Here is a 25,241-nt window from a genome sequence, read left to right on the forward strand (position 1 = left end):
GCGTGGCTGGTGAGGGTGCGGCGACTGGCGCGGAACTTTATGTTGGGCATGGCACTGTCTGGGTGAATGGCGATAATGGCTATATTGCCATGCAGGTCAGTGGGTTAGAAGTGCTTCCGGGGGCCGGTCTCACGGATTCAGGTTATTGGCTTCGAGTTTGGTGAGGTGATTTTGTCGGCAAGCTCGATAGGCATCGTGATGAAGGCCGCGTTTATTTTTGCAGTCTGCACCACGGTGTTTCCATGCCTGCTCATTCTCATGCTTAAAAACAGTCGGCAAAGTTTCCCAGCCAAAGCGCGTCCGCCATTCAGATTGAGCTATATCTGGCCGCCGCTGAAAGAGTGCCTCATAGCCTTGGTGATGGTTGGGCTGGGCGGTGTGCTTTACCTTCTGCAGGATCGCATTCTAGAGGGGGCTCTGGTGCTTCCGTCAAGCGGTGCCATGCTACTGCTGCTAATTCTTTTGGTCGGCATCGACCTAACACAAATCAAACTTAATGTGCAGTGGTTGTCGTGGTCGATATTGGCCATTCCCCTGGTCGTTGTTCTGGGCTCCTTGGTCGGTGGTGCTATGGCTGCCTGGATTACTGGTGAAAGCTTGCGGGTCTCCTTGGCCCTTGCCAGTGGTTTTGGTTGGTTTACGCTTTCTAGCGTCATGATCGGTGATGCGCTTGGGCAAGTGTATGGAACGACGGCACTCATGACAGACCTGCTTCGTGAACTGCTTGCTATTATGGTGCTCTACGCCTTGGGACGGCATCAGCCGCAGATTGGTATTGGCAGCGCCGGGGCAACTGCGCTGGACTCGACGTTGCCGATTATCAAGCAGGCCTGTTCGCCCGATGCGGTGCCATTGGCTCTGGTTAGCGGGTTCTTGTTGACGCTGCTGGCACCGGTGTTCATCACTATCATGATTCCAGGGATTTGAAAGCAGCTTTAACCGCCTGATTGAATTCGTCGCCAGGCGATCATGAGAGGAGTGGAGTCCCGAGCAGGCCAACGCTTTCATGGGCGGTCAAAAAACCAAAAAATTGCCATCCAGGCCCTTGAAAATCGATTGAGCGCTCCTATGTTGCGAATTATAGAGGCTGCCTCGGTGGAGTGGATAAGAGGCCGCCTCTTATCGCAAGTCTCATAGTCTGCTTAACGTAGGAGGTATTCGATATGTTCGATGATCTCAAGCGTTTTGAAACGGGCTCGTCTCAGCAGTTTGACTGGCTCAACCAGTTGCTGGATAGCTTCTTTCCTGATCGTAATACGATGGACATTCGCGCGGTGCCGCGGGGCAGTTTTCCCATGGTCAACATTGCCCGTAGCGACGATGCCGTCAGGGTCTATGTGTTTGCCGCAGGGTTGGCTCCCTCGGATCTGACCATCGATGTTCAGGACAATGTGCTGACCCTGCGTGGTAAACGAGACACCGTGAAGGGCCTCCATGAGGAGAATGACTCGCGTCAGGTACTGCGCCGTGAGCGCGCCAGCGGGGAGTTCGTTAGGTCGATCGCCTTACCCGAGGGTATTGACGTCGAGCGGTCAGAAGCTCGCCATGCCCATGGGGTGTTCGAGATCGTGCTGCCCAAACGCGAGGAGCTCAAGCCGCGGCGTATAGAGGTTCAAGCGGCGTAAATCATGCGTTTAACCTTGTTAAGGAGGGATAAATCATGAATGACATCGTCCGTTCATCCAACTCCCATTACTCCCCGGTTCAGCAGCAAGGGCAGAGCAGCCAGGATCGGCACTATACGGAAGCGTTTTTGCCAGCGGTGGATATTATCGAGGAGGCTAACGCGCTCAAGCTGGTAGCCGATATGCCCGGCGTCACACCGGAGACGCTCAAGGTAGAGATCGATAACCATGTGTTGAGCCTGGAAGGGGAGATAGCGCTGAATATGCCGGAAGGGCTCAGCGCCTTGCATGCTGAAGTGCGCGGTCAGCGCTTCGCGCGGCGCTTCAACCTGAGTCCGGAGGTAGATAGTGAGGCCATTACGGCCACTATCGTCAACGGCGTACTGACGCTGACGCTTCCCAAGCAAGAGAGCCTCCGGGCGCGCCGTATCGAGGTCCAGGCGGCGTGAAGGTAGGCAATGCATGATGAAAAGGAGGAGTGTCCGCGATACCGTGGACACTCTTTTGTACTTCTGGGGCATCACTGTCGGTAAAGCGTGCCCTTGCCCACCACTATGGCGTGCCCACCCACCGTCACCCACCCAGGCTCGATATCGCCATTAGCTGCTGTATAGATGATGCTGGGACGACCCATTTCAATGCCCTGATGAATCGTGCAATGCAGGGCGTCGCTGGTGAGCGATGCCAGATAGTGGGTCAGGGCGGCGGCGGCACTGCCGGTTGCGGAGTCTTCGCAAAGGCTGGCATGCATGCAGAACATGCGGCTACGAACCACAGTGCGGGTGGCCTCGTGTCGTTCGATGACGTAAAGATAAACCTGGGGGGCCTCGCTGGTCATCACGGCACTGGCCCAAAGCGCCGATGCAATATGGACGCTCTCCAGCGCCTTCACATCGGCCAGCTCGATCAAATGAAAGGGCAGCCCCAAGGAGGCCATGACGGGGTCGCCTATCACCTGATGGATATCGAGCCCCAATAGCTCAACGGCCGTCAGCCGGTCGATCGGGCTGGCGGCCAGTAGGGCTGGTTGTGACGTCGTGAACATGGCCTGGCCGTTTTCGTAGCGAACCGTCAGCGCACCAATGGGTGGGTGAAGCACCAGGGGGTGCGCGGGGTTGGCGAGTTCCAATGCTGCCAGCAAGTGTGCGGTACCTACCGTCGGGTGGCCTGCAAACGGGAGTTCTCTCGTCGGCGTGAAAATCCGCATGGGATAGTGGTTCGGTTGCGTGGCGGCACTCAAAAAAACCGTTTCTGCCAGATTCAGTTCATTGGCCAAGGCCTGCATGGTGGAGGTGTCCAGTTCATCGGACGCCAGAAAAACCGCGAGCGGGTTGCCGGTAAATGGCTGCTCGGTAAAGATGTCCAGCAGGTAGTAGTCAGCACTTTTCATGGGGAGTCTCCTCAAGGGGCGTATGTTTCCAGAACGCTTTATGGCCCTCTTGGGCTGCCTGGGCGCGGGTGATACCAATATCCTCGAGTAGCGTTACCCGCCGTGGTGGATTGCGTGAAGCTCAATCAGCGTCTGGCGCAGCATGCCATCCACGTGGCGCCGGGCTCGCTGTTCTCCGCCTCCGGCAAGTTTCGCCAGTGCCTGCGGCTGAACTAGGCGTTTACGCTCACCCCCGCCATCGAAGAAGCGGTGCGCACCGTCGGGAATATAGCGACAGAGATGGTGGAAGAGGCGCGCCACCATGCCACGGCGTCGTCTATCTAAATCAATCGATCAGCCCGGGCGCTGAAACTGCCTGCGCGCCTGTTCCACCTGTTCGCGTGTGATGCAGTGGAGCGAGTGGTCGTTGAGCAGCCCCATGGCCTGCATAAAGGCGAACGCCGTGGTGGGGCCGAAGAATTTCCAGCCGCGTTTTTTCAGCTCCTTCGCCATGGCGATGGATTCTGGCGAGGTGGTCTGCGATTGGGGGGCCACGGTGTCGCTGGGCTCATAGCGCCAGAAGAACGCCGCCAGCGACCCTTCCTGCTCGACCATCTCCTGGGCGCGCTGGGCGTTATTGATGGTGGCTTCGATTTTTCCACGATGACGAATGATGCCCGCGTCTTGCAGTAAGCGCTCCACGTCCTGTTCGCCAAAGTGGGCTACCTGATGAAAATCGAAGTGGTGAAAAGCGGCGCGAAAGTTGTCGCGCTTATTGAGGATCGTGCGCCAGCTGAGCCCCGACTGAAAGCTTTCCAGGCAAAGTTTTTCGAACAGGCGCTGGTCGTTATCGACCGGAAACCCCCACTCCTGGTCGTGGTACGGCAGGAATTCCGGCGCTCCTGCGCACCACTGGCAGCGGGGTTGCCCATCCGGGGCGATAAAGCCGTTCGTCATCCGTCGTGTACCGTGGTGGTCAGAGGATCAGGCAAACCATTCCCGAGCGGTGCGCCACAGGCACATGCCGGTGAAGTAGACCGATGTCAGCATCCAGCCCCACAAGGCCCAGGAGGCATGGGTGGGGTGCGAGAGAATCAGCGAAGTCGTGCACACACACCACACCAGCGTGACCGTGATGTTCAGCGGCATGAATTGCCGTACCCGAAAAGGGTGCAGAAACTTCATGCGGGTGACGGTGAGGGCTGCCATGAGCAGAATGATCGCGAAGGTGACAAACGGCGGAAAATCAAGAATATAGAAGTAGGCGGCGATGATGTTCCAGGCAGCAGGAAAACCGACAAAGTAGTTGTCTTGGCTTTTCATGTTCACGTTGCAAAAGCAGAACATGGAGGAGAGCAGGATGATGAAGACCGAGAGCAGTTCGAAGTGGGTGGGCAGCTCGACGAAAAAGTAGATGAACAGCGCCGGGATGAATGCCCAGGTGAGATAGTCGATCACCATATCCAGCGTGGAGCCATCGAAGTGGGGCAGAATGGTCTTCACTTCATACTTGCGCGCCAGGGTGCCGTCCAGGCCGTCTACCATCATGGCGGCGCCTAGCCACAGCAGGCAGGCCACGGGGTTGTTATCGATCAGCGCCAACAGCGCCATGGTGCCCAGCAAGACACCGCTGGCAGTGAAGACATGCACGCTCCAGGCCTTGTAGACCGAGGCGCGCGATTCTGTGTGTGAAGAGAGCAATTGAGCCACCTTGACCCCATGGGGAACGGCCGTTCCCTTTCTATCAGGTTTATAAATGAGCGTATAAAGAACGCTACACTACTACAAGATTGCCCCCAGAGAATATGCCCCGCTCCCTTTATAACCACGCGTTGAGGTAATCGATATGACCACTGTTCGCCTAGCGACCATCCAGGACTTGGAAGCGCTTTCCCTTTTATTAGACGAATATCGGCAGTTTTATCAACAGCCAAGTGATATTCAAGCAGCGCTTGATTTTCTGCGTCAGCGCTTTGGGCAGGCAGACTCTCGTATTTTGGTGAGCGAGGGGCAGGAGGGCTCCTTGACTGGCTTCGTGCAGCTCTACCCGGGGGTTTCCACAGTAGGTTTAAATGCTCGCTGGACGTTGAACGACCTCTTCGTGCTGCCGCAGTGCCGTGAGAAAGGGACCGGGCGTACGCTGATGGAAGCCGCTACTCAACTTGCCCGTGAGCATGGTGTCGCGCGTTTGATACTAATGACGCAGGTAGAGAATGAGCGGGCCCAGCGTTTATATGAATCACTGGGCTGGCAGCGCAATACGGCGTTTTATGGCTATTTGCTCGACATAAAATAAACGTTTTTACACGGCCATTTAGTGGATGGTTTTTGCCGCAAGCCCTAACCAAGCCATGGTGGCGTCACGATGCGTGCGGGCTCCCGCTGCATGATGATGTCACCGTGGCGGACGGAGAGCAGTACGTCACCCTGGTTGCGTAGCACGCTGTAGTCGTCTTCTCCATCCAGCAGGTTGAAGCTGGCGGGTTTGCCCACCTCGATACCGTAACGCGCCTCGATGTTGAGCGTGCGGGCGCTGTTGTCGGTGATCAGCGACAGCGCCTGGCTGAAGTCCTGATAGCCCATCATCTGGCAGATATGCAGGCCAAAATCCAGCGTTCGCAGCAGTTTACCGTTGCCCAGCGAGTACCAGGGGTCGAAGATGGAGTCTTCGGCAAAACAGACGTTGATACCGGCTTCGTTGAGTTCCTTGACGCGCGTTACGCCGCGCCGTTTGGGGTAGGTGTCGAAGCGCCCTTGCAGGTGGATGCTCTCGGTGGGGCAGGAAATGAAGTTGATGCCCGAGCGCTTGAGCAGCAGAAACAGCTTCGAGCAGTAGGCGTTGTCGTAGGAGTGCATCGCCGTGGTGTGGCTGGCGGTCACGCGGCTGCCCAGCTCATGAAACAGTGCCTCACAGGCGAGCACTTCGAGAAACCGCGAGTTGGGGTCGTCGATTTCGTCACAGTGTACATCCACCAGGCGGTCGTACTTGATGGCCAGTTCGATGACGCGCTTCATGGATGCCACGCCCAACTCTCGCGTGTACTCGAAGTGAGGAATGCCGCCTACCACATCGGCGCCGAACTCCAGCGCCTCTTCCATGAGCTTGTCGCCGCCGGGGTATGAAAGCAGGCCATCCTGTGGAAATGCCACCACCTGAATGTCGATTTTGTCCTTCAGCTCGTCTCGCAGTGTGCAAAGGGTTTTCAGGCCTACCAGGCTGGGGTCGCTGGTGTCGGCATGGGTGCGCACGAACTGCACGCCGTTGCCGATCAACAGGTTGAGGGTCTTCAGTACGCGCTCCCGAATGTCCGCCTCGTCAAGCAACGGCTTACGCTCTCCCCAGCGTTCGATGCCTTCGAACAGCGTGCCGCTCTGGTTCCAGTGAGGCTCGCCAGCGGTCAGGGCCGCATCCAGGTGGATGTGCGGCTCGATAAACGGCGCACACAGCAGTTTGCCGCCCGCATCCCTCTGGCCTTCGCCTGCCGTTTGCGGCGCATCCTGAGCGGTGATTGCGGTGAAGACACCGTTCTCGATATCCAGCCGATAAAGCCCAGGGCGCTGGCGAAGGCGGGCATTGATGATCTGCATGTTCATAAACAGGTGCTCACTTATTGTTTGGCCGTCGATGGGAAGCTATCACCCAGCGTAGCGTGCTTCAGACGTAGCAGCACGGCGTAGCTGCCTGCCGCGACTGCGACACCCACCAGCGGCGGTAGTAACGGAGAAAAATAGGCAGCCCCGGCACCAATGGCATAGGCGGCGAGGCCGCGCCGATTGAAATCGGGTAGCTGCGCAGAGGCCAAAGCAGGGTAGCGGCCTCGGTGCCTGAGCCAAAAATCAGCCATGATCACCCCGCCCATGGGAGGGATAAACGTGCCGAGCAGCACCAGAAATGGAATGAGCAGGTTGTACATGCCACCTACCGCCAGCACGGTACCAATGGCGGCGCCGCTGACGGTGACCAAGCGGCGCTTTTCGGTGCGCAGCAAGTTGCATCCCGCCACGGCGAAGTTGTAAATCGTGTTGTCCTGGGTCGTCCATATGTTCAGGAACAGCATCAATACCGCGAGGGAGAGAAAACCTTGGGCAATGAGAACATCGACGATATCTGCCTGCTGGTAAATCATCGTGCCCAAGGCACCGGTCAGCACCATCAATCCATTGCCAATGAAAAAAGCGGCCAGCGTTGCGATCACCGCAACTTTCGGCGTCCTGGCAAAGCGACTCCAGTTGGTCGCCTGGGTGCCACCGCTGATGAAGGTACCGATAATCACGGTGATCGCCGCTGCGACACTCATACTTTCCGTTGGCGTTTGCTGACTTAATCCTGCAAAGCCGCGCACATCGACCAGCCCGGTGAACAGGCTGACCAGGATGAAGAGCATCATGGCGGGTACGGCGAAGCGCGACAGCCAGTCCATGCCTCGATAGCCGATCATGGCGGTCACGCAGAATCCAAAGCCAAACAGCACCATCAAGGGGATTTCCAGCCATTCAGGCATCCCCGTGGTGCGTACCAGCACCAGAGCTATCGTGGCGGTTCCCCAAGCGTACCAGCCAATCTGGGTGAAGCCGAGGATAATGTCAGAGAGTTTGCTGCCTTTTTCGCCGAAGCAGAACCGCCCCATCAGTACGGCATTCAGGCCGCTCTGGCAGGCGATATAAGCCAGCGTTGCTGCGTAGATACCCAGTAGCAGGTTGCCTGCCACGATAATCCACAGTAGCTGGCCAATCGGGAAGGCTTGGCCCAGGGAGCCACCCGCCCACATGGTGGCGGTGAAAAAGGTAAAGCCAAGCAGTACCGCTGAGGTAGAGAGTAGCCCTTTCCGAGCCTGGAGGGGTACTTCGCTAAGTGGGTAGTCTGAATGGTGCATCTTTTTCCCCTTCGATACGTCGTCGCGTGTCATGGTCAAGAAAGATGCAGCAAGCCGCATGCCAATCAGGCGTGGTCAGGTAACAAGAAACGTTTAAATTTTTAGCCACTCGTGCGCGTCTTTAATGGTAGTTTGCGAAAAGAAGACATGAATAACGAGCGCGCACGCGCACAACAAGGTAACGAACGCTCTGCATGGCGTGGCGCTAACATGCCATTGACAGGATCGATGATCAGCAATGGGGCGATGTGGCAAGACGTGGCTGAGGGGGAGTCGGCCAATATGGAACCATCCAGTTCGCAAGAACCACCGTTGCCAGCCGCTGGGCTGCCCTGGTATCGCACCCTGGTCGGCAAAGTGGCGGCCTTCATGGTGTTGGGCGTGGTGTTTGCCTATTCCATGGGCGCCTTGCTGGGCTTGACCATTGTGGAGCGCAGTGCACGCGAACAGTGGGCTCGGGAAGCGCTGGTGAATGCCCAAATCGTGAGCGCTACGATTCGGCGCATCTACACGAACGTGGCGGTACGCACCGACCCCTCGGGTCAAGTGACGCACCTGGTGTCGGAACAGGCCCTTGGGGATGAAGACTCGGTGCTCAGTACCGGTTTCAGTCCCGTGGATGTGTTGGCGCTGGCGAGTGCGCAAACGCGCCACAACGTCTGGCTGTTTTCCCGCTTACCGGATGGCCGCTTCAGCATGGTCGCCGATGCCCATCACGGTGAAGACGTCTCGCTCACACTGCCTCAAGTCCCGGAGCTATCGCTGGCCGCGTCCGGTAACGAGCCGTACGTGGGTTTTGCCTGGCTTGGCCATGAGGAGCACTTCATCAGTGCGCTGCCCATCGTGTCTTCCCAAGGGGAGCTATGGGGGGTGTCGGTCGCCTCCATTGGCACGAAGGCGACGCTGTATCACGTGCATCGTGAGTTTTTGCTGAAGGTTGTCGCCTCGCTGGGCATCGTGCTGTTGGCCACGGCCTTGCTGTTGAGCCTGTTGATGCATCAGCTGTTCAAGCCCGTGCCGCGTCTGATCAAGGCGCTGACGCATATTTCCCATAACCGAACCGAGCAGGCAACGCCCTACACACAGCGCCAGGATGAAATTGGCTGTATGGCCCAAGCCATCGAAGCGTTACGCAAAAAAGTCGTCGAGCGTGAGCTGCTGCTGGAGGTCAAGGAGGAGGCGCTCAAGTTCCAGCACCTGGCGCACCACGATGCGCTGACCAAGCTGCCTAATCGTGTTCAGTTCAACGATGCCTTGCGGGATGCCGTCGCACAGCTGCCGAGCGGTGAGCGCTTCAATGTGATGATTTTTGATCTGGATCGCTTCAAGGCCGTCAACGATACGTTAGGGCATGCCGCCGGGGATGAACTGCTGGTCCAGGCCAGCCGACGGGTACAGCGGCTGTTGGCCGAGCGTGAGCTGGTGGCGCGCCTGGGGGGCGATGAGTTCGCGATTCTCCAGCCTGTTCATCACCATGCGCTGGACGAAGCCAGTGTGCGGGCAGGGCGGCTGGTCGCTGCGCTGCGCGAACCCTTTGACCTGCAGGGAGAGCGCGTCCAGATCGGTGTCAGCATCGGGATTGCCTTGGCCCCACGGGATGGCGAAAGCAGCCATACCCTGTTGCGCAGTGCCGACGTGGCGCTCTACGCCGCCAAGGCCATGGGGCGAGGGCGTTATCAGGTGTTCAGTAGCGGCATGACCATGGGAGCAGGTCATGGTGTCTAGCGGAAGTGCGTGGAGTGCCGCTCTAGTGAGTGGGCTGCTGGCGGTGGGCATGGCCAACGCCATAGAGCCGGTGGCCGCGATCAACATCGATACCCTGGAACGCCTCAGGGAAACCGGCACGCTACGGGTTGGCTATGGCGATACGGCGCCTTTTTCCTATGCGGATGATGAGGGGCGCGTGGTGGGGTACTCCATCGAGCTGTGTCAGCGGGTGGCGGAGCATCTACAGCAGCAACTGGCACTCCCCCGGCTGGAGATCGAATACGTCTTTCGTACGCCGGGCAACCGGGTGCAGCTTTTGAACAGTGGCGATATCGATATCGAATGCAATGCCAGCACGAATACGGCGGAGCGCCGTCGTAGTGCCGATTTCTCGCTGAGCCACTTTTTCGTCTCCGTGCGCTATGTCGCGCTGGCCAGGCATGAGTTTGCCACGCTGCAGGATCTAGCGGGGCGCAGCGTCAGTGTGGCGCGGGGAACGGTGAACGTGGGGCAGATCAATCTGGCCAACCGCGAGCAGCGTTTGAACCTGTCGGTAGTGCCGGTGGAAACGCTTCAGGAGGCTTTTGACCTGGTCACCCATGAGCGGGTGGCGGCGTTTGCCATGGATGACATTCTGCTGAGCACGATGATGGCAGAAACCGGCAACCCCGACGCCTATCGCCTGTCGGAAGAGGCGGTGACGGCGGAGGAGCCGTTGGGGCTACTGATGCGCCGAGGCGATGACGCCTTTGTCGAGCAGGTCAACCAGGCGCTGCGCCAGATCTATCAAAGTGATGAGATACTGGCGCTTTACGAGCGGTGGTTCCTGCAGCCGTTGCCCGGCAAGGGGATTACCCTGAACGTGCCGCTGAGCGAAACGCTGAAAAACCACTTTTCCAATCCCCAGGCCACCCCTCAGGCTATTTTAAGAAACTAGGCGCGGGCTTTTTTAGCCGTGGCAGTACTGGGGGCTTTCTCACGCCGTTCGGCCAGGTGCTCTACCTTGCGCTGCTTTTCGTACAGGAAGCGCAGCACTTCCTGGCGGTAGCGGTTGTAGCGGGGGTCGTCGGCCAGCGTGATACGGTTGCGGGGGCGCGGCAGGTCGATATCGAGAATTTCACCGATGCGCGCCGAGGGGCCGTTGGTCAGCATGACGATACGATCAGACAGCAGCACGGCCTCATCCACATCGTGGGTGATCATGATGACGGTGTTCCCCAGCTCGTCCTGAATGCGCATCACCTCTTCTTGCAGGTGGGCGCGTGTCAGCGCATCCAGGGCGCCAAACGGCTCATCCAGCAGCAGTACCTTGGGCTCCATGGCCAGAGCGCGGGCGATCCCTACCCGCTGCTTCATGCCGCCGGAAATCTCTGAAGGGCGTTTGTTGAGGGCATGGGACATACCGACCATGTCCAGGTTCTTGAGAATCCAGGCGTGGCGTTCGGCCTTGGTCTTGCGGCGGGCAAAGGTCTTGTTCACCGCCAGCGCCACGTTTTCGTACACCGTGAGCCAAGGCAGTAACGAGTGGTTTTGGAAGACCACGCTGCGGTCGGGGCCTGGCGCATTGACCTCCTTGCCATCCAGAATGACCGCGCCAGAGGTCGAGGAGGTGAGCCCGGCGATGATGTTGAGCAGGGTCGACTTGCCGCAGCCCGAATGGCCAATGATCGAGATGTACTCACCCTTGGCGACGCCCAGGTCGATCTCCTTGAGCACGTTGGTAGTGGCACCTTTGGTGGCAAAGGTCATGTCCACCTGCTCGACGCTTAAATAGTGTGAAGCCATGATCCAATCTCCTGGGTTAGCTTTGGGTGGTGCCACGGGTCACGCACTGGCCGATGAAGGCCACGATGCGGTCAAGAATGAAGCCCACGATGCCCACATAGATGAGTGCCAGCACGATGTCACTGAGCATGGAGGCATTCCAGGCGTCCCAGATGAAAAAGCCGATGCCCACGCCGCCAATCAGCATCTCGGCGGCCACGATGGCCAGCCAGGAAAGCCCTACCCCAATGCGCAGGCCCGAAAAGATATAGGGTGCGGCGGCGGGCAGCATGATGCGGGTGAAATACTCCATGCCGTTGAGGCGAATCACGCGGGCCACGTTGCGGTAATCCTCGGGGATATTACGCACCCCCACTGAGGTGTTGATGATGATGGGCCAGATGGCGGTGATGAAGATCACGAAAATGGCCGAAGGGGTGCTGTCCTGAAACCCGGCCAGTGAAATCGGCAGCCAGGCCAGCGGAGGCACGGTGCGCAGCACCTGAAACACGGGGTCGAGGCCACGCAGGGCCCAGGTCGATTGGCCCACCAGCACGCCCAGGCTGATGCCTACCACCACCGCCAGCAGGTAGCCATAGGCCACGCGTTCCAGGCTGGCCAGAATCTGCCAGCCCATGCCCTTGTCGTTGCCGCCGTAGTCGTAGAAGGGATGAATGATCAGCTCCCAGGTATCGTTGAGCACCTGCGAGGGCGGCGGCAGCGCCGCGCCAGGATGGGAGCACAGCGCTTCCCACAGGCCGATCAGAATGGCCATCACGACCACCGGCGGCAGCACGTTCTTGACCAGGGTGTCGCGCAGGCGTAGCAGCACAGGGTGCACGCCTGGCATGGAGGTAGACAGCGTATTGGCTCTTGATGAAGTCGTCATGAGGTTCTCCCAGGCTGCCTGGCTCAGGCCAGCGCCTTGATCTCCAGGCTATCGAGGTAGGCTTGCGGGTTTTCCGGGTCGAAGACCTTGCCGTCGAACAGCGTTTCGACGCCGCGAGAGGTGGAGTCCGGAATGTCTGCCGAGGCCACGCCAAGGGCGTGAGCGGCTTCTCGCCACAGGTCTTCGCGGTTGACCTGCTCGATCAGGGCCGCGCTGTCGAAGTCCTGCGGCAAGTAGCCCCAGCGCTTGTTCTCGGTCAGGAACCACAGGTCGTGGCTCTTGAAGGGGTAGGAGGCGTGCTTGTCCCAGTAGCGCATCATGTGCGGATGGTTTTCCACGACGCGCCCGGTGCCGTAATCGAAGTTGCCCTGAATACGGTCGATGAGGTCGGCATAAGGCGCATGAATCCAGCGGCGGCGTGAGCAGATCTGGGCCATCTCCTCGTGGTTTGCCGGGTCTTCGCACCACATTTGCGCTTCCATGATGGCCATCAGCAGCGCTTTGGTGGCGTTGGGGTGGGCTTCGACGTAGTCGCTGCGCATGGCGAAGGCTTTTTCCGGGTGGTCGTTCCACAGCTCGCCGGTGGTGTTGGCGGTGTAGCCGATGCCCTGGTTGATCAACTGCTGGTTCCAGGGCTCGCACACACAGAAGGTGTCCATACTGCCCACCCGCATGTTGGCCACCATCTGGGCCGGCGGGATGGTAATGGTGGAGATGTCGCGGTTGGGGTCGATGCCCCCGGCGGCCATCCAGTAGCGAATCCACATGTCGTGGGTGCCGCCGGGGAAGGTCATGGCAGCGCTGACTTCGCTGCCTCCGCTGCGCTTTTCCGCCAGAGCCTGGGCAAACTCACGGGTATCCAGCGCGACCTTGAGGTCGGCGTACTCATCGCCCACCGAGATGCATTGCCCGTTGAGATTGAGGCGCGCCAGAATGCTCATCGGCACGGGAATGTTGTTGGGGGTCATGGCTCCGCTGGCGATCAGGTAAGGCATGGGCGTCAGGATGTGCGCGCCATCGATCCCGTTACGCTGGGAACCCAGTACCAGGTTGTCTCGGGTGGTACCCCAGGAAGACTGCTTGAGGACCTCCACATCGGTCATGCCGTGCTTGGCAAAAAATCCTTTTTCATCGGCCACGAACAGCGGCGCTGCATCCGTCAGCGCAATGAAACCGAGCTTGGCCGACGTGGTTTCCAAAGCGCCGTTGGCAAAAGCCCAACTCATGGGCAGGCTGCTGAGCACGGCAGAGCCTCCCACTACGGCGGCGGAGCTTTTGAGAAAGTGGCGACGTTCCGGTGAGTGGGACGAAGAGATTTTTTTGCGCATGACACGGTTCCTGCCTTTTGGAGACAAAAACGGCGCCTGCAATCAGCCCCCGTTGAGGAGCTGTTGCAGACGCCGTTGTCTGTTGATCGTCTTTTTTATCGCCAGGCCCACGTTGGCCCAGTTTGCTATCCCCTTGTCTTGTGCAGCTAACATGCCAAATGGCTTAGTCGTTTTTGCGAAACATCAGCTTTTCAAAAGGTTAGTCAGAAGTATGAAAGGAGCATCTTGTGCTTAAAGGGGAAAGTGATGGTGCGGTGCAGCGTGGGAATGGTGCAGTTTTGGTGAAGCTGCACGAAAAAGAAGCATGATTGTTAGCAAGTTATCTATAACGTCAAACAATGTAAACCCTATTGTCGGAATAGTGACCGCCCAACAGAATGTGGTTAACACATTGAGGCTCGGTAACGGGCATCACATTCAAGAAAAGAGATTTCTCGACTGGGCTGGCAAACGTTGGTTGGTCAGCGAGGGGGTAACATGAACAAGCTATTGGCAAACATCTCGGTAAAAACAGGCCTGACCGTTGTACTGGCCATCTTTGGTGTATTGATCATGGTAGTTGCTTTTATTGGTCATTTATCAGGCGAAAGGGGGGCGCGCTCGCTGGTAGTACTGGATACCATTTCGATGGATCAGATGTTGCCGCTTGCACGTGTTCAACGTTCGGTGGGGTTTTCTCAGTTGGCTTACATGAACGCTGTCGTAGCGGCTGAGGATGGGCAGCGTCAGCAAGCTCAGTCCTATCTGGCGGAGGCCGACGGCTTCTTGCAATCAGCCCAGCGCTACTTTGCCGAGTTCGAGGCTTCGTCCCCACGTGACATCAATGGCGAATTGGCCGATGCCGTCATTACCGACTTTCATGCGGTCATGCAGCAAGGGCTTGTGCCGCTCGCTGCGGCGGTCACCTCCGGTAATGATGTTCAACTGGCGGGGGCACGGCAAGCTATCAGCCCTCTTAACCAGGAATTTATCTCATCGAGCACGGCATTCAACGACTTCCTCGAGGATTACGGTGATCAATTGGTGGCCAACTATGAACGCGACATGCAAATGTTCGGTTACATCGATATCGCCGTGATCATCGTTGCGCTTTTGACCATCGTGCTGGTGCGTATGGCCATGGTGGGGTCCATCGTCAAGCCCCTGGATGAAGCCGTGGTGCATTTCGAGCGCATTGCCGAAAACGATCTGTCATCCCGCGTGGATCTGCGTGGAAGCAATGAAATCGGCAAGCTGTTCAGCGCCATGCAGCGCATGCAGAGTGGCCTGGCGGCCACGGTAGCGACCGTGCGTGACAGCAGCGGCTCGATCTACATCGGCGCACGAGAAATTGCCGGGGGCAACGCGGATTTATCGTCGCGTACCGAGCAGCAGGCGGCTTCCTTGCAGGAAACCGCTGCCAGCATGGAGCAGTTGACCCAAACCGTGAAGCAGAACGCCGATAACGCACGTCAGGCCAGCACCCTGGCCAACGATGCTTCGGGTAAGGCGGTAGAAGGCGGCGACGTGGTCGATCGGGTCATCTCGACCATGCACGGGATTTCTTCGAGCTCCCAGCAGGTGGCCGATATCATCAACGTGATCGACTCGATTGCCTTCCAGACCAATATTCTGGCGCTCAATGCCTCGGTCGAGGCTGCCCGGGCAGGCGAGCAGGCGAGCAGGGGCGCGGTTTCGCGGTCGTCGCCAGCGAAGTACGCAACCTGGCCAGCCGCAGTGCCGAGGCGGCCAAGGAGATCAAGCGATTGATCGATGCTTCCACGTCGCAGGTCAATGAAGGCTCTCAACTGGTAGAAAAAGCCGGTGCCACCATGCGGGAAGTCGTCGGGTCGGTACGCCGAGTCACCGACATCATGGATGAAATATCGGCAGCCTCCCAGGAGCAGAGCGCGGGCATCGAGCAGGTCAATCAGGCCATCGCTCAGATGGATGAGGTCACCCAGCAGAACGCGGCGCTGGTGCAAGAAGCGTCTGCGGCGGCCAGTTCGCTGGAGGAGCAGGCCGAACGGCTGGAGGGCGTGGTGGCGGCATTCCGCCTGGAGCAGGGGAGCGAGCGCCGTCAGCCCGCGCTGGCTACCCCGCCGCCCCGCGGCGAGCTGCTGCGCCCCCAGCTTACGGGTAAGCCGAAGCCCAACGCGGCCGCCAGTGCCGAGCAGGAGTGGGAAGCGTTTTGATAAGCTGACGTTATCTCTATAAGCCACAGAGCCCCGCCACCGTAAACCGGTGGCGGGGCTCTGTGTTTTGCATCTGTATGATTAAGCAGCAAGCCGACTATTCAGACAGCGCCTAGTTGAGCGCGCTGGCCGCTTCCTCGATTTGCAGGGCCAGGCTCTGCAGGCCGCCGCCAGAGAGGTACCAAAGCGCAGGGGTGAGCATCACCAGTTGGGCGTCCGTGCCCGCTTCCGCCCACTGCTGGCGAAGCTGCTCGGCGTCTGCTGGCTCGTTGCCAATGGCCGCACTGCGGTCGATCACCAGCACGATCTCAGGGTCGATCTCGGCAATGGCGTCAGCGGAAAGCGGCGTAAAGGTGCGTTCGCCGCGTACTTCGGGGGACACGCTCTCGGGCATCTCCAGGGCAGCAATGCCCAATACTTCATGAACCACCGGATGCTGATTGAGCATCAGGTTGCCGCCATTATGGGTGACCACCAGCGTCGTCGGGGCGTCCTGCAGGGCTTCCCGCTGACGCTCGATTTCACTATTCAGCGTCTGCAGGGCCTCTTCGGCCGCGTTTTCCACCGCCAGCTGGCTAGCCAGTTCACGCACGTTGCGCTCGACGGAGTCAAGATACGCCTCACCGGTCACGCTGGCATCGAACAGCGGGGCGATCTCGCCCAGCGCGTCGGCCCACTCTGCCTGGCGGCCGGTGTGTACGATCAGCGTCGGGTTGGCCTCTGCCAGTGCCTCCATGTCGGGGGAGCGCAGGCCGCCAATGTCGGTGTAGCGGTCGGCGGCATACTGTTCGAGGTAGCTCGGCAAGCTGGCTTTGGGCACGCCCACCACCTGTTCACTCACCCCCAGGGCGCCCAGCGTATCCAGGCTGCCTAGATCAAACGTGGCAATGCGCTGGTCGGCGCTCGCGGCGGCGCTGGTCAGCAGTAGTGCAGTGGCGATGGCGGTTACTTTCATGAGAAGCCCTTTTTTGAGGAACACAGCTTTGAGAAACACAGCTGCTCTTTGAGAAATATAGTTATATGAAATAATTTCTCATCATCTCAGCAAGCAGCGGCGTTGTCGCGTGTTGAAAGGGGAACGGCACGTTGCAGAAAATGTGACCGCCTCCGTAGAGGCGGTCGTGGTGGCGCATGGTGATCAAGCAACCAGGCGACTAAGAGGCGACGCGGAAGGGGTTGCGTGGGTCGTCGTCCCAGGCGAGGAAGGGCTTGCCGGTTTCCTGAGGCACCATGGTGATGCAGTTTTCCACCGGGCAGGTGATCTGGCACAGGTTGCAGCCCACGCACTCGTCTTCGATGACCTCGTAGCGGCGCGCGCCGTCCTGCTCGGTGAGCTTGGCAATCGACTGGTGAGAGGTGTCCTCGCAGGCGATATAGCAGCGGCCACACTCGATGCACAGATCCTGGTCGATATGGGCGATGGTCTTGAAGTTGATGTCCAGGTGCTTCCAGTCGGTGGTTTGCGGTACCGCCTTGCGGGAAAACGCTTCGATGGAGTCGTAGCCCTTCTCTGCCATCCAGCGGGAGAGGCCGTCTTTCATTTCCTCCACGATTCGGAAGCCATTGAGCATGGCCGCGGTGCACACCTGCACGCTGCCCGCGCCCAGGGCGATGAATTCCGCAGCATCCCGCCAAGTGGAGATCCCGCCAATACCGGAAATGGGCAGCGTGGGCGTGGCTGGGTCTCGGGCAATTTCTGCCACCATGTTCAGGGCGATGGGTTTCACCGCACTGCCGCAGTAGCCGCCGTGGGTGCTCTGATGGCCTACGGTGGGTTTGGCGACCATGTTGTCCAGATCGATGCTGGTAATGGAGTTGATGGTGTTGATCAACGAGACTGCATCGGCGCCGCCCCGCAATGCCGCCTGGGCACCCACGCGTATATCGGTGATGTTAGGGGTGAGCTTGACGATGACCGGTTTGGAGTAGTGCTTTTTACACCAGTAGGTGACTTTTTCGATCAAATCCGGGTTTTGGCCCACCGCTGCGCCCATGCCGCGTTCCGGCATGCCGTGGGGGCAGCCCAGATTGAGCTCGATGCCGTCTGCGCCGGTGGCTTCCACCCGCGGCAGGATATACGCCCAGGCCTCCTCGTTGCAGGGCACCATGATGGAGACGATCAGCGCCCGGTCCGGCCAATCCTTCTTCACCTGGGTGATCTCTTGAAGGTTGATCTCCAGCGAACGGTCGGTAATCAGCTCGATATTGTTGAAACCGATCACCTCGCGGTTTTTGCCGTAGTGGGCCGAGTAGCGGGAGGAGACGTTCACCGCCGCGGGCTCTTCGCCAAGGGTTTTCCATACCACGCCGCCCCAGCCCGCTTCATAGGCGCGCACCACGTTGTAGGCTTTGTCGGTAGGCGGGGCCGAGGCCAGCCAGAAGGGGTTGGGGGCTTTGATACCGGCAAAGTTCACCGACAGATCGACGCCGTTCACCACGCTGTCGCCGCTATGTTTCTTGCCTGGAAAAGAGAGGGTGTTGAAAGGTGTGGTGTTCATGCGGCCTCCTGCTGGGCGGCGAGCGCTTGATGGATGGCGTGGGCGGCCAGCTTGCCGTGCTGCACGGCCTGCACGGTGAGGTCCTGGCCGGGTTTGACGCAGTCGCCGCCGGCATAAACGTTGGGCAATGAGGTCTGGAACAGCTCATTGACGTGGATGCGCTCGCCATCTCGGGCCAGTTCGGAGGCGGTGGCATCGCGTAGGCTGTCGCCCTCGAAGCCCTGGCCGATGGCGGTGAAAATGGCATCCGCCGCGATCTCGAAGGTCTCACCCGTGGTGGAGAGGCTGCCTTGCTGCTCTGCGGTGTGGGCAAAACGCATGCCTGCCACTCGCCCTTGGGCGTCCAGCAGAATTTCGTCCGGCTGGGCCCAGGTCACCATACGCACGCCGTTGGCCTTGGCAATCTCCTGTTCGTGGTCGGTGGCGGACATCGCCTCAGTGCCACGGCGATACACCAGAGTGACCTCCTTGGCCCCCAAACGCGCCATTTGCGTGGCCATGTCGATGGCGGTATTGCCAGCGCCAATCACGATGCAGCGCTTGGCCACGGCCAGGGTGCCCAGGTCATCGGTTTGGCGCAGGGTCTTGATGTAGTCCACGGCGGGCATCAGGCCCGGTGCATCTTCGCCGGTCAGCCCTAGCGTGCGGCTGGCCCCCAGCCCTAAACCCAGAAACACGCTGTCGTACTGCTGGCGCAGGGTATCGAGAGTGAGGTTGTCGCCCAGACGTTGGCCGTACTGGAGGTCGATGCCGCCAATGTCCAGCAGGAATTCGACTTCCTTGCGGGCAAAATCGTCGGTCATCTTGTAGCGGGCAATGCCGTACTCGTTGAGCCCGCCAGGCTTTTGCTCGGCCTCGAAGATGGTGACCTGGTGGCCCAGCATGGCCAAGCGATGAGCGCAGGAGAGGCCCGCAGGCCCCGCGCCCACCACGGCAACATGGCGGCCAGTGCTGGCGGCCCGCTTGAAGGGGTGGCTATCGAACTGCATGTGATCGGTAGCGTGACGCTGGAGCAATCCAATCAGTACCGGCTGGCACTCGGCGTCGTGGTTACGCACGCAGCTGCGTTCGCAAAGGATTTCCGTGGGGCACACTCGGGCGCAGCTGCCGCCGAGGATATTGGCTTCCAGAATAGTTGCTGCTGCGCCATTAATGTTGTTGTCACTGATCTGGCGGATGAAGCTGGGAATGTCGATGTCCGACGGGCAGGCCTCGACGCAGGGCGCGTCATAGCAGTACAGGCAGCGCTGGCTTTCGATGATGGCCTGGCGCGGCGTCAGCGGCGGATGCAGGTCGCTGAAGTTGCTTGCCAGCGTCGCTGGGTCGTAGGTGCCGACCTCTTTTGCGCTGGGCAGATGATCAAGTGAATGGGTCACGGTCGTTTCTCCCTGGTCCTTCTGGATCGTTCTGTTCTTCGTGGGGCGTCTGTTCTTTGTGGGGCTAGGCTCAGCGAGTGACCGCCACGGGGGCATTCAGCTCGGCACGTTTTGCGAGCAGCTCGAACACGCCGGGGTAGGCGGGGCGTTCCAAGTAGCGCCCTGCGCCGCGCTCGGCGTGCAGCTCGCCATCCCGCCAGGTCCATTTGCCCTGGCTGATGGTATGGCGGGCAATGCCGCGCACCGTCTTGCCCTCGAAAATATTGAAATCGACGTTCTGATGGTGGGTCCTGGCGGAAATCGTGCGGGTGCCGTTGGGGTCCCAGACCACGAGGTCGGCATCGGCACCCACCTGAATCGCCCCTTTGCGCGGGTAGAGGTTGAAGATTTTGGCGGTGTTGGTGGAGGTGACCGCCACGAACTCCTGGGGCGAGAGCTTGCCGGTATTCACCCCTTCGTCCCACAGCACGGCCAGGCGGTCTTCCACACCCGCAGTGCCGTTGGGGATCTTGGTGAAGTCATCTTTCCCGGCGGCCTTCTGCTCTTCGCAGAAACAGCAGTGGTCGGTAGCGGTGGTTTGCAGATTGCCAGATTGCAGGCCATGCCAGAGCGCTTCCTGGTGGCCTTTGGGCCGGAAAGGCGGGCTCATTACATGGGCGGCGGCGGTGGCCCAGTCCGGGTGCTGGTAAACACTGTCATCGATCACCAGGTGCCCCGCCAGGCACTCGCCAAACACCGGGTGGCCCTGCTGGCGGGCGTAGGCGATTTCATCCACCGCGTCTTTGGTGGAGACGTGTACCAGGTAGACCGGCGCGCCGAGGGTGGAGGCAATGCGAATGGCGCGGCTGGCGGCTTCGCCTTCTACCTGCGGTGGGCGGGAAAGCGGGTGGGCTTCCGGCCCGGTGATGCCCTGGGCCAGCAGCTTCTGCTGCATGTGGTAAACCAGTTCGCCGTTTTCGGCATGCACGGTGGGCACCGCTCCCAGCTCCAGGCAGCGGGAAAAGCTCTCCACCAGAATGTCATCGGTGGCCATGATGGCGCCCTTGTAGGCCATGAAGTGCTTGAAGCTGTTGACCCCGTGGTCGCGTACCAGGGTGCCCATTTCCTCTTTAACGCTCTCATCCCACCAGGTGATCGCCACGTGGAAGGCGAAGTCGGTGGCGGCTTTTTCCGCCCAGCCCTGCCAAGTCTCGAAGGCTTCCAGCAGCGACTGGCCGGGGCTGGGGATCACGAAGTCGATGATCGTGGTGGTGCCGCCCGCCATGGCGGCGGCGGTGCCGGTGTAGAAGTCTTCGCTGGCCACCGCGCCCATGAAGGGCATCTGCATGTGGGTATGGGGGTCGATGCCGCCAGGCATCACCAATTGGTTGCTGGCATCGACGATCTCGCAGCCTTCCGGCACGTCCAGGTCGGTGCCAATGGCGTGGATTTTGCCATCGACACACAGCACATCGGCGCGGTAAGTGTCGGCGTGGGTGACCACCGTGCCGCCCTTGATCAATAAGCTCATGGTTCGCTCCTGTCGTTGTGTTTAGCCAGCAGAATCATTCACCGTCGGTGAGGCGGGTGTAGGTTTCGGGGCGGCGGTCGCGGAAGAACTGCCAGTTGTTGCGCACTTCGCGCACCATGTCTAAATCGATCTCATGCACCAGCAGCTCGTCTTCCGTGGCGCTGGCCTGGGCTTCGATCTTGCCGCGTGGGTTGACGATGTAGCTGGAGCCGTAGAAGTCGCCGATATTCCAGGGCGCCTCGGTGCCAACCCGGTTGATAGCGGCGATGAAGCAGCCGTTGGCGGCGGCGGAGGCGGGTTGCTCCAGCTCCCAGAGGTATTGGGAAAGACCGGCCACCGTGGCAGAAGGGTTGAAAATTACCTCTGCGCCGTTGAGCGCCAGTGCCCGCCAGCCTTCCGGGAAGTGGCGGTCGTAGCAGATATACACGCCGATCTTGCCGTAGGCGGTATCGAAAACCGGCCAGTTGGATTTGCCTGGTTTGAAGAAGAATTTCTCCCAAAAGCCAGCCACCTGGGGAATGTGTGTCTTGTGGTATTTGCCCAGGTAGCTGCCGTCGGCATCGAACACGGCGGCGGTGTTGTAGTAAACGCCGGTCTCGGTCTCTTCATAGATAGGGACGATGATCACCATGCGGTGCTCGGCCGCGAGCTTTTGCATCATCTGGCAGGTGGGACCTTCCGGCACTCGCTCGGCGGCGGCGTACCACTTGCTGTCCTGGCTGGGGCAAAAATAGGGCTGATTGAACACTTCCTGAAAGCACAGCACCTGCACGCCTTGCTCGGCGGCTTGCTGAATCATGGGCAGGTGCGCTTCGTTCATCGCGTCACGAATGACGCCGGGTTCCTGATCGGTGCTGGTATTCAGGGCCATCTGGATCAGGCCAATCTTCATTTTCTGCATGGACTACCCCTCTTTTGTCATAACGCGACGACCTCCGAATGGATGGGAAGTCAGTCGTGTATCGCTCGGTGCTGGGCGTGTCATGAACGCGACTCACGGTCGGGAATTATTATTGTTCAAAAAGTTGTCATATTGGACAGCTTTTTGAACATAGCGCTGGATGAAGGCTGTTTGCAAGCAGTTTTTATAGAAAAGCACGTGAGGTTTTAAGTGTTTGTTTTTGCAGTTTTTTAATTTTTTAACCTGGCTTTTTTGTCAATATGGTGAAGCGTTGCACTATTATGGTTTTTATATTTTATTCATATTTATCAGTATCTTGTTGTTTTTTTATTGGTTGATTTTGATTTCTTTTGCATCTTGATGGTGCGTTTTATAGGGATGCCGCTACCCTTTTTATGAGGTTTTAATCCCCGCGCGTATAACAACAACGATACGAAAGGCGTCGCTATTATATATGTCTATCAAGTCAGCTTTGTGTTCAATGGGTTAGTGCCGTGGGCGTGCGTTTAGGCACGTTTATTGCTGCACAACTTGCTGAACCTTTGAAGATAAAAAGGCAATGGCGAGGCTGAGGAGACAACAATGACGGCAGCTAAATCTCGAATGATCGATCAGCAGGGGTTGGTCGAACTGGCAGTGGAAGATGATGTGCGTGAAAGCGCTCGCTTCAATGAAGATATTGCGCCTACCGAAGCAAAAGAGCGTACCTGGAGTAAATGGAACATTGCGGCGCTGTGGGTCGGTATGTCGATCTGCGTGCCTACCTACACCCTGGGCGGCGTGCTCACGGCCTACTTTGGGCTGAGCGTTGGCGAGGCGCTACTGGCCATTCTGCTGGCCAATGTGATCGTGCTGATTCCGCTAACGCTGAACGCTTTTCCCGGCACTAAATTCGGCATTCCCTTTCCGGTGGTGCTGCGCTCTTCGTTTGGCATCTTGGGTTCCAACGTGCCCTGCCTGGTCAGGGCGCTGGTAGGCTGCGGCTGGTTTGGCATTCAAACCATGTTTGGCGGGCTGGCCATTCACCTGCTGCTGTCGGCGCTGTTTCCCGCCTGGGCGGCGCTGGGTGGCGTCGGCGAAGTAATTGGCTTCTTCGTGTTTGGCGCCATGAACCTGTACGTGGTAATTCGCGGGGCCGAGTCGATCAAGTGGCTGGAAACCCTGGCGGCACCGCTGCTGTTAGCCGTGGGGATCGGACTGATGATGTGGGCGTGGCCGCACATGTCGATGACCGAACTGCTGGCCCAGCCGCCGTCGCGCCCGGAAGGGGCTTCGGTTTATGGCTATTTCTTTGCTGGCCTGACGGCCATGGTGGGCTTCTGGGCGACGCTGTCACTGAACATTCCTGATTTCAGCCGCTTCGCCAAGAGCCAGAAGGACCAGATCGTCGGGCAGATCCTGGGCTTGCCGTTGACCATGTTCTTCTTTGCTGCCCTGGGCGTGGTATTGACCGCCGCCTCGGAAACGCTGGTAGGCCAAACCGTGGCCGACCCGGTGCGCCTGATCGGCTATATCGACAGCCCTTTCTGGGTCATCATGGCCATGCTGCTGATCATCGTGGCGACCATCTCGACCAACACCGCTTCCAATATCGTCTCACCCACCAATGACTTTCAGAACATTGCCCCCAAGCTGATCAACCAAACCCGTGGCGTGCTGATGACCGGCGCCGTGGGGGTGCTGCTGATGGGCTACGACCTGCTGCAAAAGGCGGGAGTGGTGAGCCAGGGCGTTTCACTGGAGCAGATGTACTCCAACTGGCTGCTGGGCTACTCCAGCCTGCTGGGCCCGATTGCAGGCATCATGGCGGTGGATTATTTCCTGATCAAACGCCAGCGCCTGGATGTGCCTAGCCTGTACATGGACCACCAGGCTTACCCCGCGGTCAATATCGCCGGATTCATTGCCTTCGGCATTCCGGTGAGCCTGACCCTGCTGTCGCTGCTGACCGGTACCATGAACTGGTTCTATGACTACGGCTGGTTCACGGGCTCGGCGTTGGGGGCGCTGGTGTATTACGTCGCCAGCCGTACGCTGGCGTCGTCTCCCCAGGCAGGCCCTGTGCCGCTGATGGCCAGCGAGGCGGCTCGCCAGCCTTGATGCGGTAGCGCATGGCGCAGCTAGCTGTCGGGCAGAGCCTGGCGGGCTGCGCCGCTGGGCTTTGTACGAAAATTGCCTATGCTCGCCCATACGGCGTTAAAAATCGGCTCGTGCGCGAGTCCGATCAAAGTACTCATTTACACCTTGTAAACTCCGTCTTTTCGCCGATTTTTGCCTTGTCTGGCCATCGCTCGCCGACTTTTCGTACAAAGCCTAGTTGGCTTCCTTCACCAGCCCCAGGAAGGCATCCACCACGCGGTTGGGGCGGCGGTCGTGGCGGGTAATTAGCACGAACGGGATGCGATAGGCGTAGTGCTGGGGCAGCAGGGCGCGCATCTTGCCTGCGCTGACCCACTGGGCGGCCACGTGTTCGGGTAGAAAGCCAATGAAGCGCCCGGTCAGGATCAGGAAGGCAGCGCCTTCCCGGTCTGACGCAGAGGCTCGACGGTTGAGTGCTTCGTGGGCCTGGCGGGCCTTTTCCGGTAGCGGGTAGCGGGGCTGTATGGCGGGGTGCTGGGCAATGTCGCCTGCTTCGAGCCTCTCATCGGCCTGTGGAAACAAGGGGTGCTCTGCCGAGCAGTATAGGTATGACGGCTCGTCGTAAAGCCAGCGCGTTTCCAGGCTGGTGGGCAGGTTCACGGCAGGCACCACCCCGACGTGCAGGTGCCCATCCATGACGCCCCGGATCACCGCGTCCGAGGGTTCCATATGAATATTGACGGTGACCGCATGGTTGGGCGCCGTCAGCGCCGCCAGGGCGTGGGTAACGTTCATGGCGGGTAGCGTCACCAGGTTATCGGTGATGCCGATATTCAGCTCGCCCTTGATGGTGTGATGCAGTGCATTGACATCGCTTTTGAAGGTTTCGAGGGCAGTCAGCAGGGTCAGGCCGGCCTGGTAAATCTCCTTGCCCTCTTCGGTCAGACTGAACCCACCGCGACCTCGCTGGCAAAGCGAAAACCCCAGGCGGCTCTCCAGGTCGCTCATGTGTTGGCTGATGGCCGAGCGGCTGATGCCCAGCGTCGTTTCTGCTGCGGTGAAGCCACCGCACTCCACCACGGTCTTGAAGATACGCACCAGGCGTATTTCGTAATCGCTCATTTGTCCCAGAGATGCCATGGCTGCC

At 59.2% G+C, this 25,241-nt stretch carries 21 protein-coding genes and 1 pseudogene; 8 read left to right on the forward strand and 14 right to left on the reverse strand.

The window, feature by feature from the left end:
- Positions 1–198 precede the first annotated feature (198 nt).
- The 3 genes from CWI66_RS07150 (at position 199) to CWI66_RS07160 (ending at position 2,074) form a co-directional block, all read left to right on the forward strand.
- The gene (locus CWI66_RS07150; protein ID WP_100731351.1) at positions 199–927 is read left to right on the forward strand and encodes a lysine exporter LysO family protein; all 729 of its coding nucleotides are present in this window, start codon (positions 199–201) and stop codon (positions 925–927) included.
- Positions 928–1,163: 236 nt separating this feature from the next.
- The gene (locus tag CWI66_RS07155; RefSeq protein WP_100731313.1) at positions 1,164–1,625 is read left to right on the forward strand and encodes an Hsp20/alpha crystallin family protein; all 462 of its coding nucleotides are present in this window, start codon (positions 1,164–1,166) and stop codon (positions 1,623–1,625) included.
- A gap of 35 nt (positions 1,626–1,660) precedes the next feature.
- The gene (locus CWI66_RS07160) at positions 1,661–2,074 is read left to right on the forward strand and encodes an Hsp20/alpha crystallin family protein (protein ID WP_100731314.1); all 414 of its coding nucleotides are present in this window, start codon (positions 1,661–1,663) and stop codon (positions 2,072–2,074) included.
- A gap of 71 nt (positions 2,075–2,145) precedes the next feature.
- On the opposite strand, the gene CWI66_RS07165 is transcribed toward CWI66_RS07160, so the two are convergent.
- The 3 genes from CWI66_RS07165 to pcsA all read right to left on the reverse strand — a co-directional run bounded on the left by CWI66_RS07165 (position 2,146) and on the right by pcsA (position 4,695).
- Positions 2,146–3,015 (reverse strand): PhzF family phenazine biosynthesis protein, encoded by an 870-nt coding sequence (locus tag CWI66_RS07165; protein WP_100731315.1) that lies wholly within the window; start codon positions 3,013–3,015, stop codon positions 2,146–2,148.
- Between the two features lie 333 nt (positions 3,016–3,348).
- On the reverse strand, positions 3,349–3,951 hold the full coding sequence (locus CWI66_RS07175; RefSeq protein ID WP_039175122.1) for a DNA-3-methyladenine glycosylase I: 603 nt from the start codon (positions 3,949–3,951) through the stop codon (positions 3,349–3,351).
- A 27-nt stretch (positions 3,952–3,978) separates the two neighbouring features.
- Entirely contained in the window at positions 3,979–4,695 is a 717-nt protein-coding gene (gene pcsA / locus CWI66_RS07180; protein WP_446718570.1) for a phosphatidylcholine synthase, read from the reverse strand.
- Positions 4,696–4,840: 145 nt separating this feature from the next.
- Here pcsA and CWI66_RS07185 point away from each other — a divergent pair, with 145 nt between their 5' ends.
- Positions 4,841–5,290 carry a GNAT family N-acetyltransferase gene (locus tag CWI66_RS07185; RefSeq protein ID WP_016915174.1) on the forward strand — a complete coding sequence of 150 codons (450 nt, stop codon included), beginning with the start codon at positions 4,841–4,843 and terminating at the stop codon, positions 5,288–5,290.
- Positions 5,291–5,334: 44 nt separating this feature from the next.
- Here CWI66_RS07185 and codA read toward each other — a convergent pair whose 3' ends face one another.
- Both codA and codB read right to left on the reverse strand, forming a co-directional pair.
- Complete coding sequence (gene codA / locus CWI66_RS07190; protein ID WP_016915173.1) at positions 5,335–6,588, reverse strand: cytosine deaminase; 1,254 nt, start codon at positions 6,586–6,588, stop codon at positions 5,335–5,337.
- A gap of 14 nt (positions 6,589–6,602) precedes the next feature.
- The gene (codB, locus tag CWI66_RS07195) at positions 6,603–7,868 is read right to left on the reverse strand and encodes a cytosine permease (protein ID WP_016915172.1); all 1,266 of its coding nucleotides are present in this window, start codon (positions 7,866–7,868) and stop codon (positions 6,603–6,605) included.
- 210 nt (positions 7,869–8,078) lie between these two features.
- On the opposite strand from codB, the gene CWI66_RS07200 reads away from it, so the two are divergent.
- Both CWI66_RS07200 and CWI66_RS07205 read left to right on the forward strand, forming a co-directional pair.
- On the forward strand, positions 8,079–9,593 hold the full coding sequence (locus CWI66_RS07200; protein WP_232710784.1) for a GGDEF domain-containing protein: 1,515 nt from the start codon (positions 8,079–8,081) through the stop codon (positions 9,591–9,593).
- Positions 9,583–10,512: an amino acid ABC transporter substrate-binding protein gene (locus CWI66_RS07205; RefSeq protein WP_232710786.1), complete on the forward strand. Its 930-nt coding sequence runs from the start codon at positions 9,583–9,585 to the stop codon at positions 10,510–10,512. The genes CWI66_RS07200 and CWI66_RS07205 overlap by 11 nt, the downstream gene beginning before the upstream one ends.
- On the opposite strand, the gene CWI66_RS07210 is transcribed toward CWI66_RS07205, so the two are convergent.
- From CWI66_RS07210 to CWI66_RS07220, 3 genes are read right to left on the reverse strand one after another with little or no spacing between them, the layout of a single operon-like run.
- Positions 10,509–11,360, reverse strand: a complete 852-nt coding sequence (locus CWI66_RS07210) for an ABC transporter ATP-binding protein (RefSeq protein WP_081138721.1) — start codon at positions 11,358–11,360, stop codon at positions 10,509–10,511. The two genes, CWI66_RS07205 and CWI66_RS07210, sit on opposite strands and share 4 nt — an antisense overlap.
- A gap of 16 nt (positions 11,361–11,376) precedes the next feature.
- Positions 11,377–12,228 carry a nitrate ABC transporter permease gene (gene ntrB, locus CWI66_RS07215; RefSeq protein WP_232710787.1) on the reverse strand — a complete coding sequence of 284 codons (852 nt, stop codon included), beginning with the start codon at positions 12,226–12,228 and terminating at the stop codon, positions 11,377–11,379.
- A gap of 23 nt (positions 12,229–12,251) precedes the next feature.
- On the reverse strand, positions 12,252–13,556 hold the full coding sequence (locus tag CWI66_RS07220; RefSeq protein ID WP_016915167.1) for a CmpA/NrtA family ABC transporter substrate-binding protein: 1,305 nt from the start codon (positions 13,554–13,556) through the stop codon (positions 12,252–12,254).
- A gap of 477 nt (positions 13,557–14,033) precedes the next feature.
- On the opposite strand from CWI66_RS07220, the pseudogene CWI66_RS07225 reads away from it, so the two are divergent.
- Positions 14,034–15,730 (forward strand): annotated as a pseudogene (locus CWI66_RS07225) (methyl-accepting chemotaxis protein).
- Between the two features lie 112 nt (positions 15,731–15,842).
- Here the strand turns inward: CWI66_RS07225 and CWI66_RS07230 are convergent.
- From CWI66_RS07230 to CWI66_RS07250, 5 genes are all read right to left on the reverse strand, one after another.
- Entirely contained in the window at positions 15,843–16,685 is an 843-nt protein-coding gene (locus CWI66_RS07230) for an ABC transporter substrate-binding protein (protein ID WP_100731352.1), read from the reverse strand.
- 199 nt (positions 16,686–16,884) lie between these two features.
- Complete coding sequence (preA, locus tag CWI66_RS07235) at positions 16,885–18,228, reverse strand: NAD-dependent dihydropyrimidine dehydrogenase subunit PreA (protein ID WP_100731319.1); 1,344 nt, start codon at positions 18,226–18,228, stop codon at positions 16,885–16,887.
- Positions 18,225–19,604: an NAD(P)-dependent oxidoreductase gene (locus CWI66_RS07240; RefSeq protein ID WP_100731320.1), complete on the reverse strand. Its 1,380-nt coding sequence runs from the start codon at positions 19,602–19,604 to the stop codon at positions 18,225–18,227. Before CWI66_RS07240 ends, preA begins: the two co-directional genes overlap by 4 nt.
- A 70-nt stretch (positions 19,605–19,674) precedes the next feature.
- Positions 19,675–21,114 carry a dihydropyrimidinase gene (gene hydA / locus CWI66_RS07245; protein WP_100731321.1) on the reverse strand — a complete coding sequence of 480 codons (1,440 nt, stop codon included), beginning with the start codon at positions 21,112–21,114 and terminating at the stop codon, positions 19,675–19,677.
- Positions 21,115–21,148: 34 nt separating this feature from the next.
- Positions 21,149–22,015, reverse strand: a complete 867-nt coding sequence (locus CWI66_RS07250; RefSeq protein ID WP_100731322.1) for a nitrilase-related carbon-nitrogen hydrolase — start codon at positions 22,013–22,015, stop codon at positions 21,149–21,151.
- A 582-nt stretch (positions 22,016–22,597) separates the two neighbouring features.
- On the opposite strand from CWI66_RS07250, the gene CWI66_RS07255 reads away from it, so the two are divergent.
- A complete protein-coding gene (locus tag CWI66_RS07255) occupies positions 22,598–24,115 on the forward strand; it encodes an NCS1 family nucleobase:cation symporter-1 (RefSeq protein ID WP_100731323.1) in 1,518 nt (505 codons plus the stop codon).
- 213 nt (positions 24,116–24,328) lie between these two features.
- Here CWI66_RS07255 and CWI66_RS07260 read toward each other — a convergent pair whose 3' ends face one another.
- Positions 24,329–25,234 carry a LysR family transcriptional regulator gene (locus CWI66_RS07260; protein ID WP_100731324.1) on the reverse strand — a complete coding sequence of 302 codons (906 nt, stop codon included), beginning with the start codon at positions 25,232–25,234 and terminating at the stop codon, positions 24,329–24,331.
- Positions 25,235–25,241: the final 7 nt, after the last annotated feature.

Source organism: Halomonas sp. 141 (assembly GCF_002810305.1).
Lineage (GTDB): Bacteria > Pseudomonadota > Gammaproteobacteria > Pseudomonadales > Halomonadaceae > Vreelandella > Vreelandella stevensii.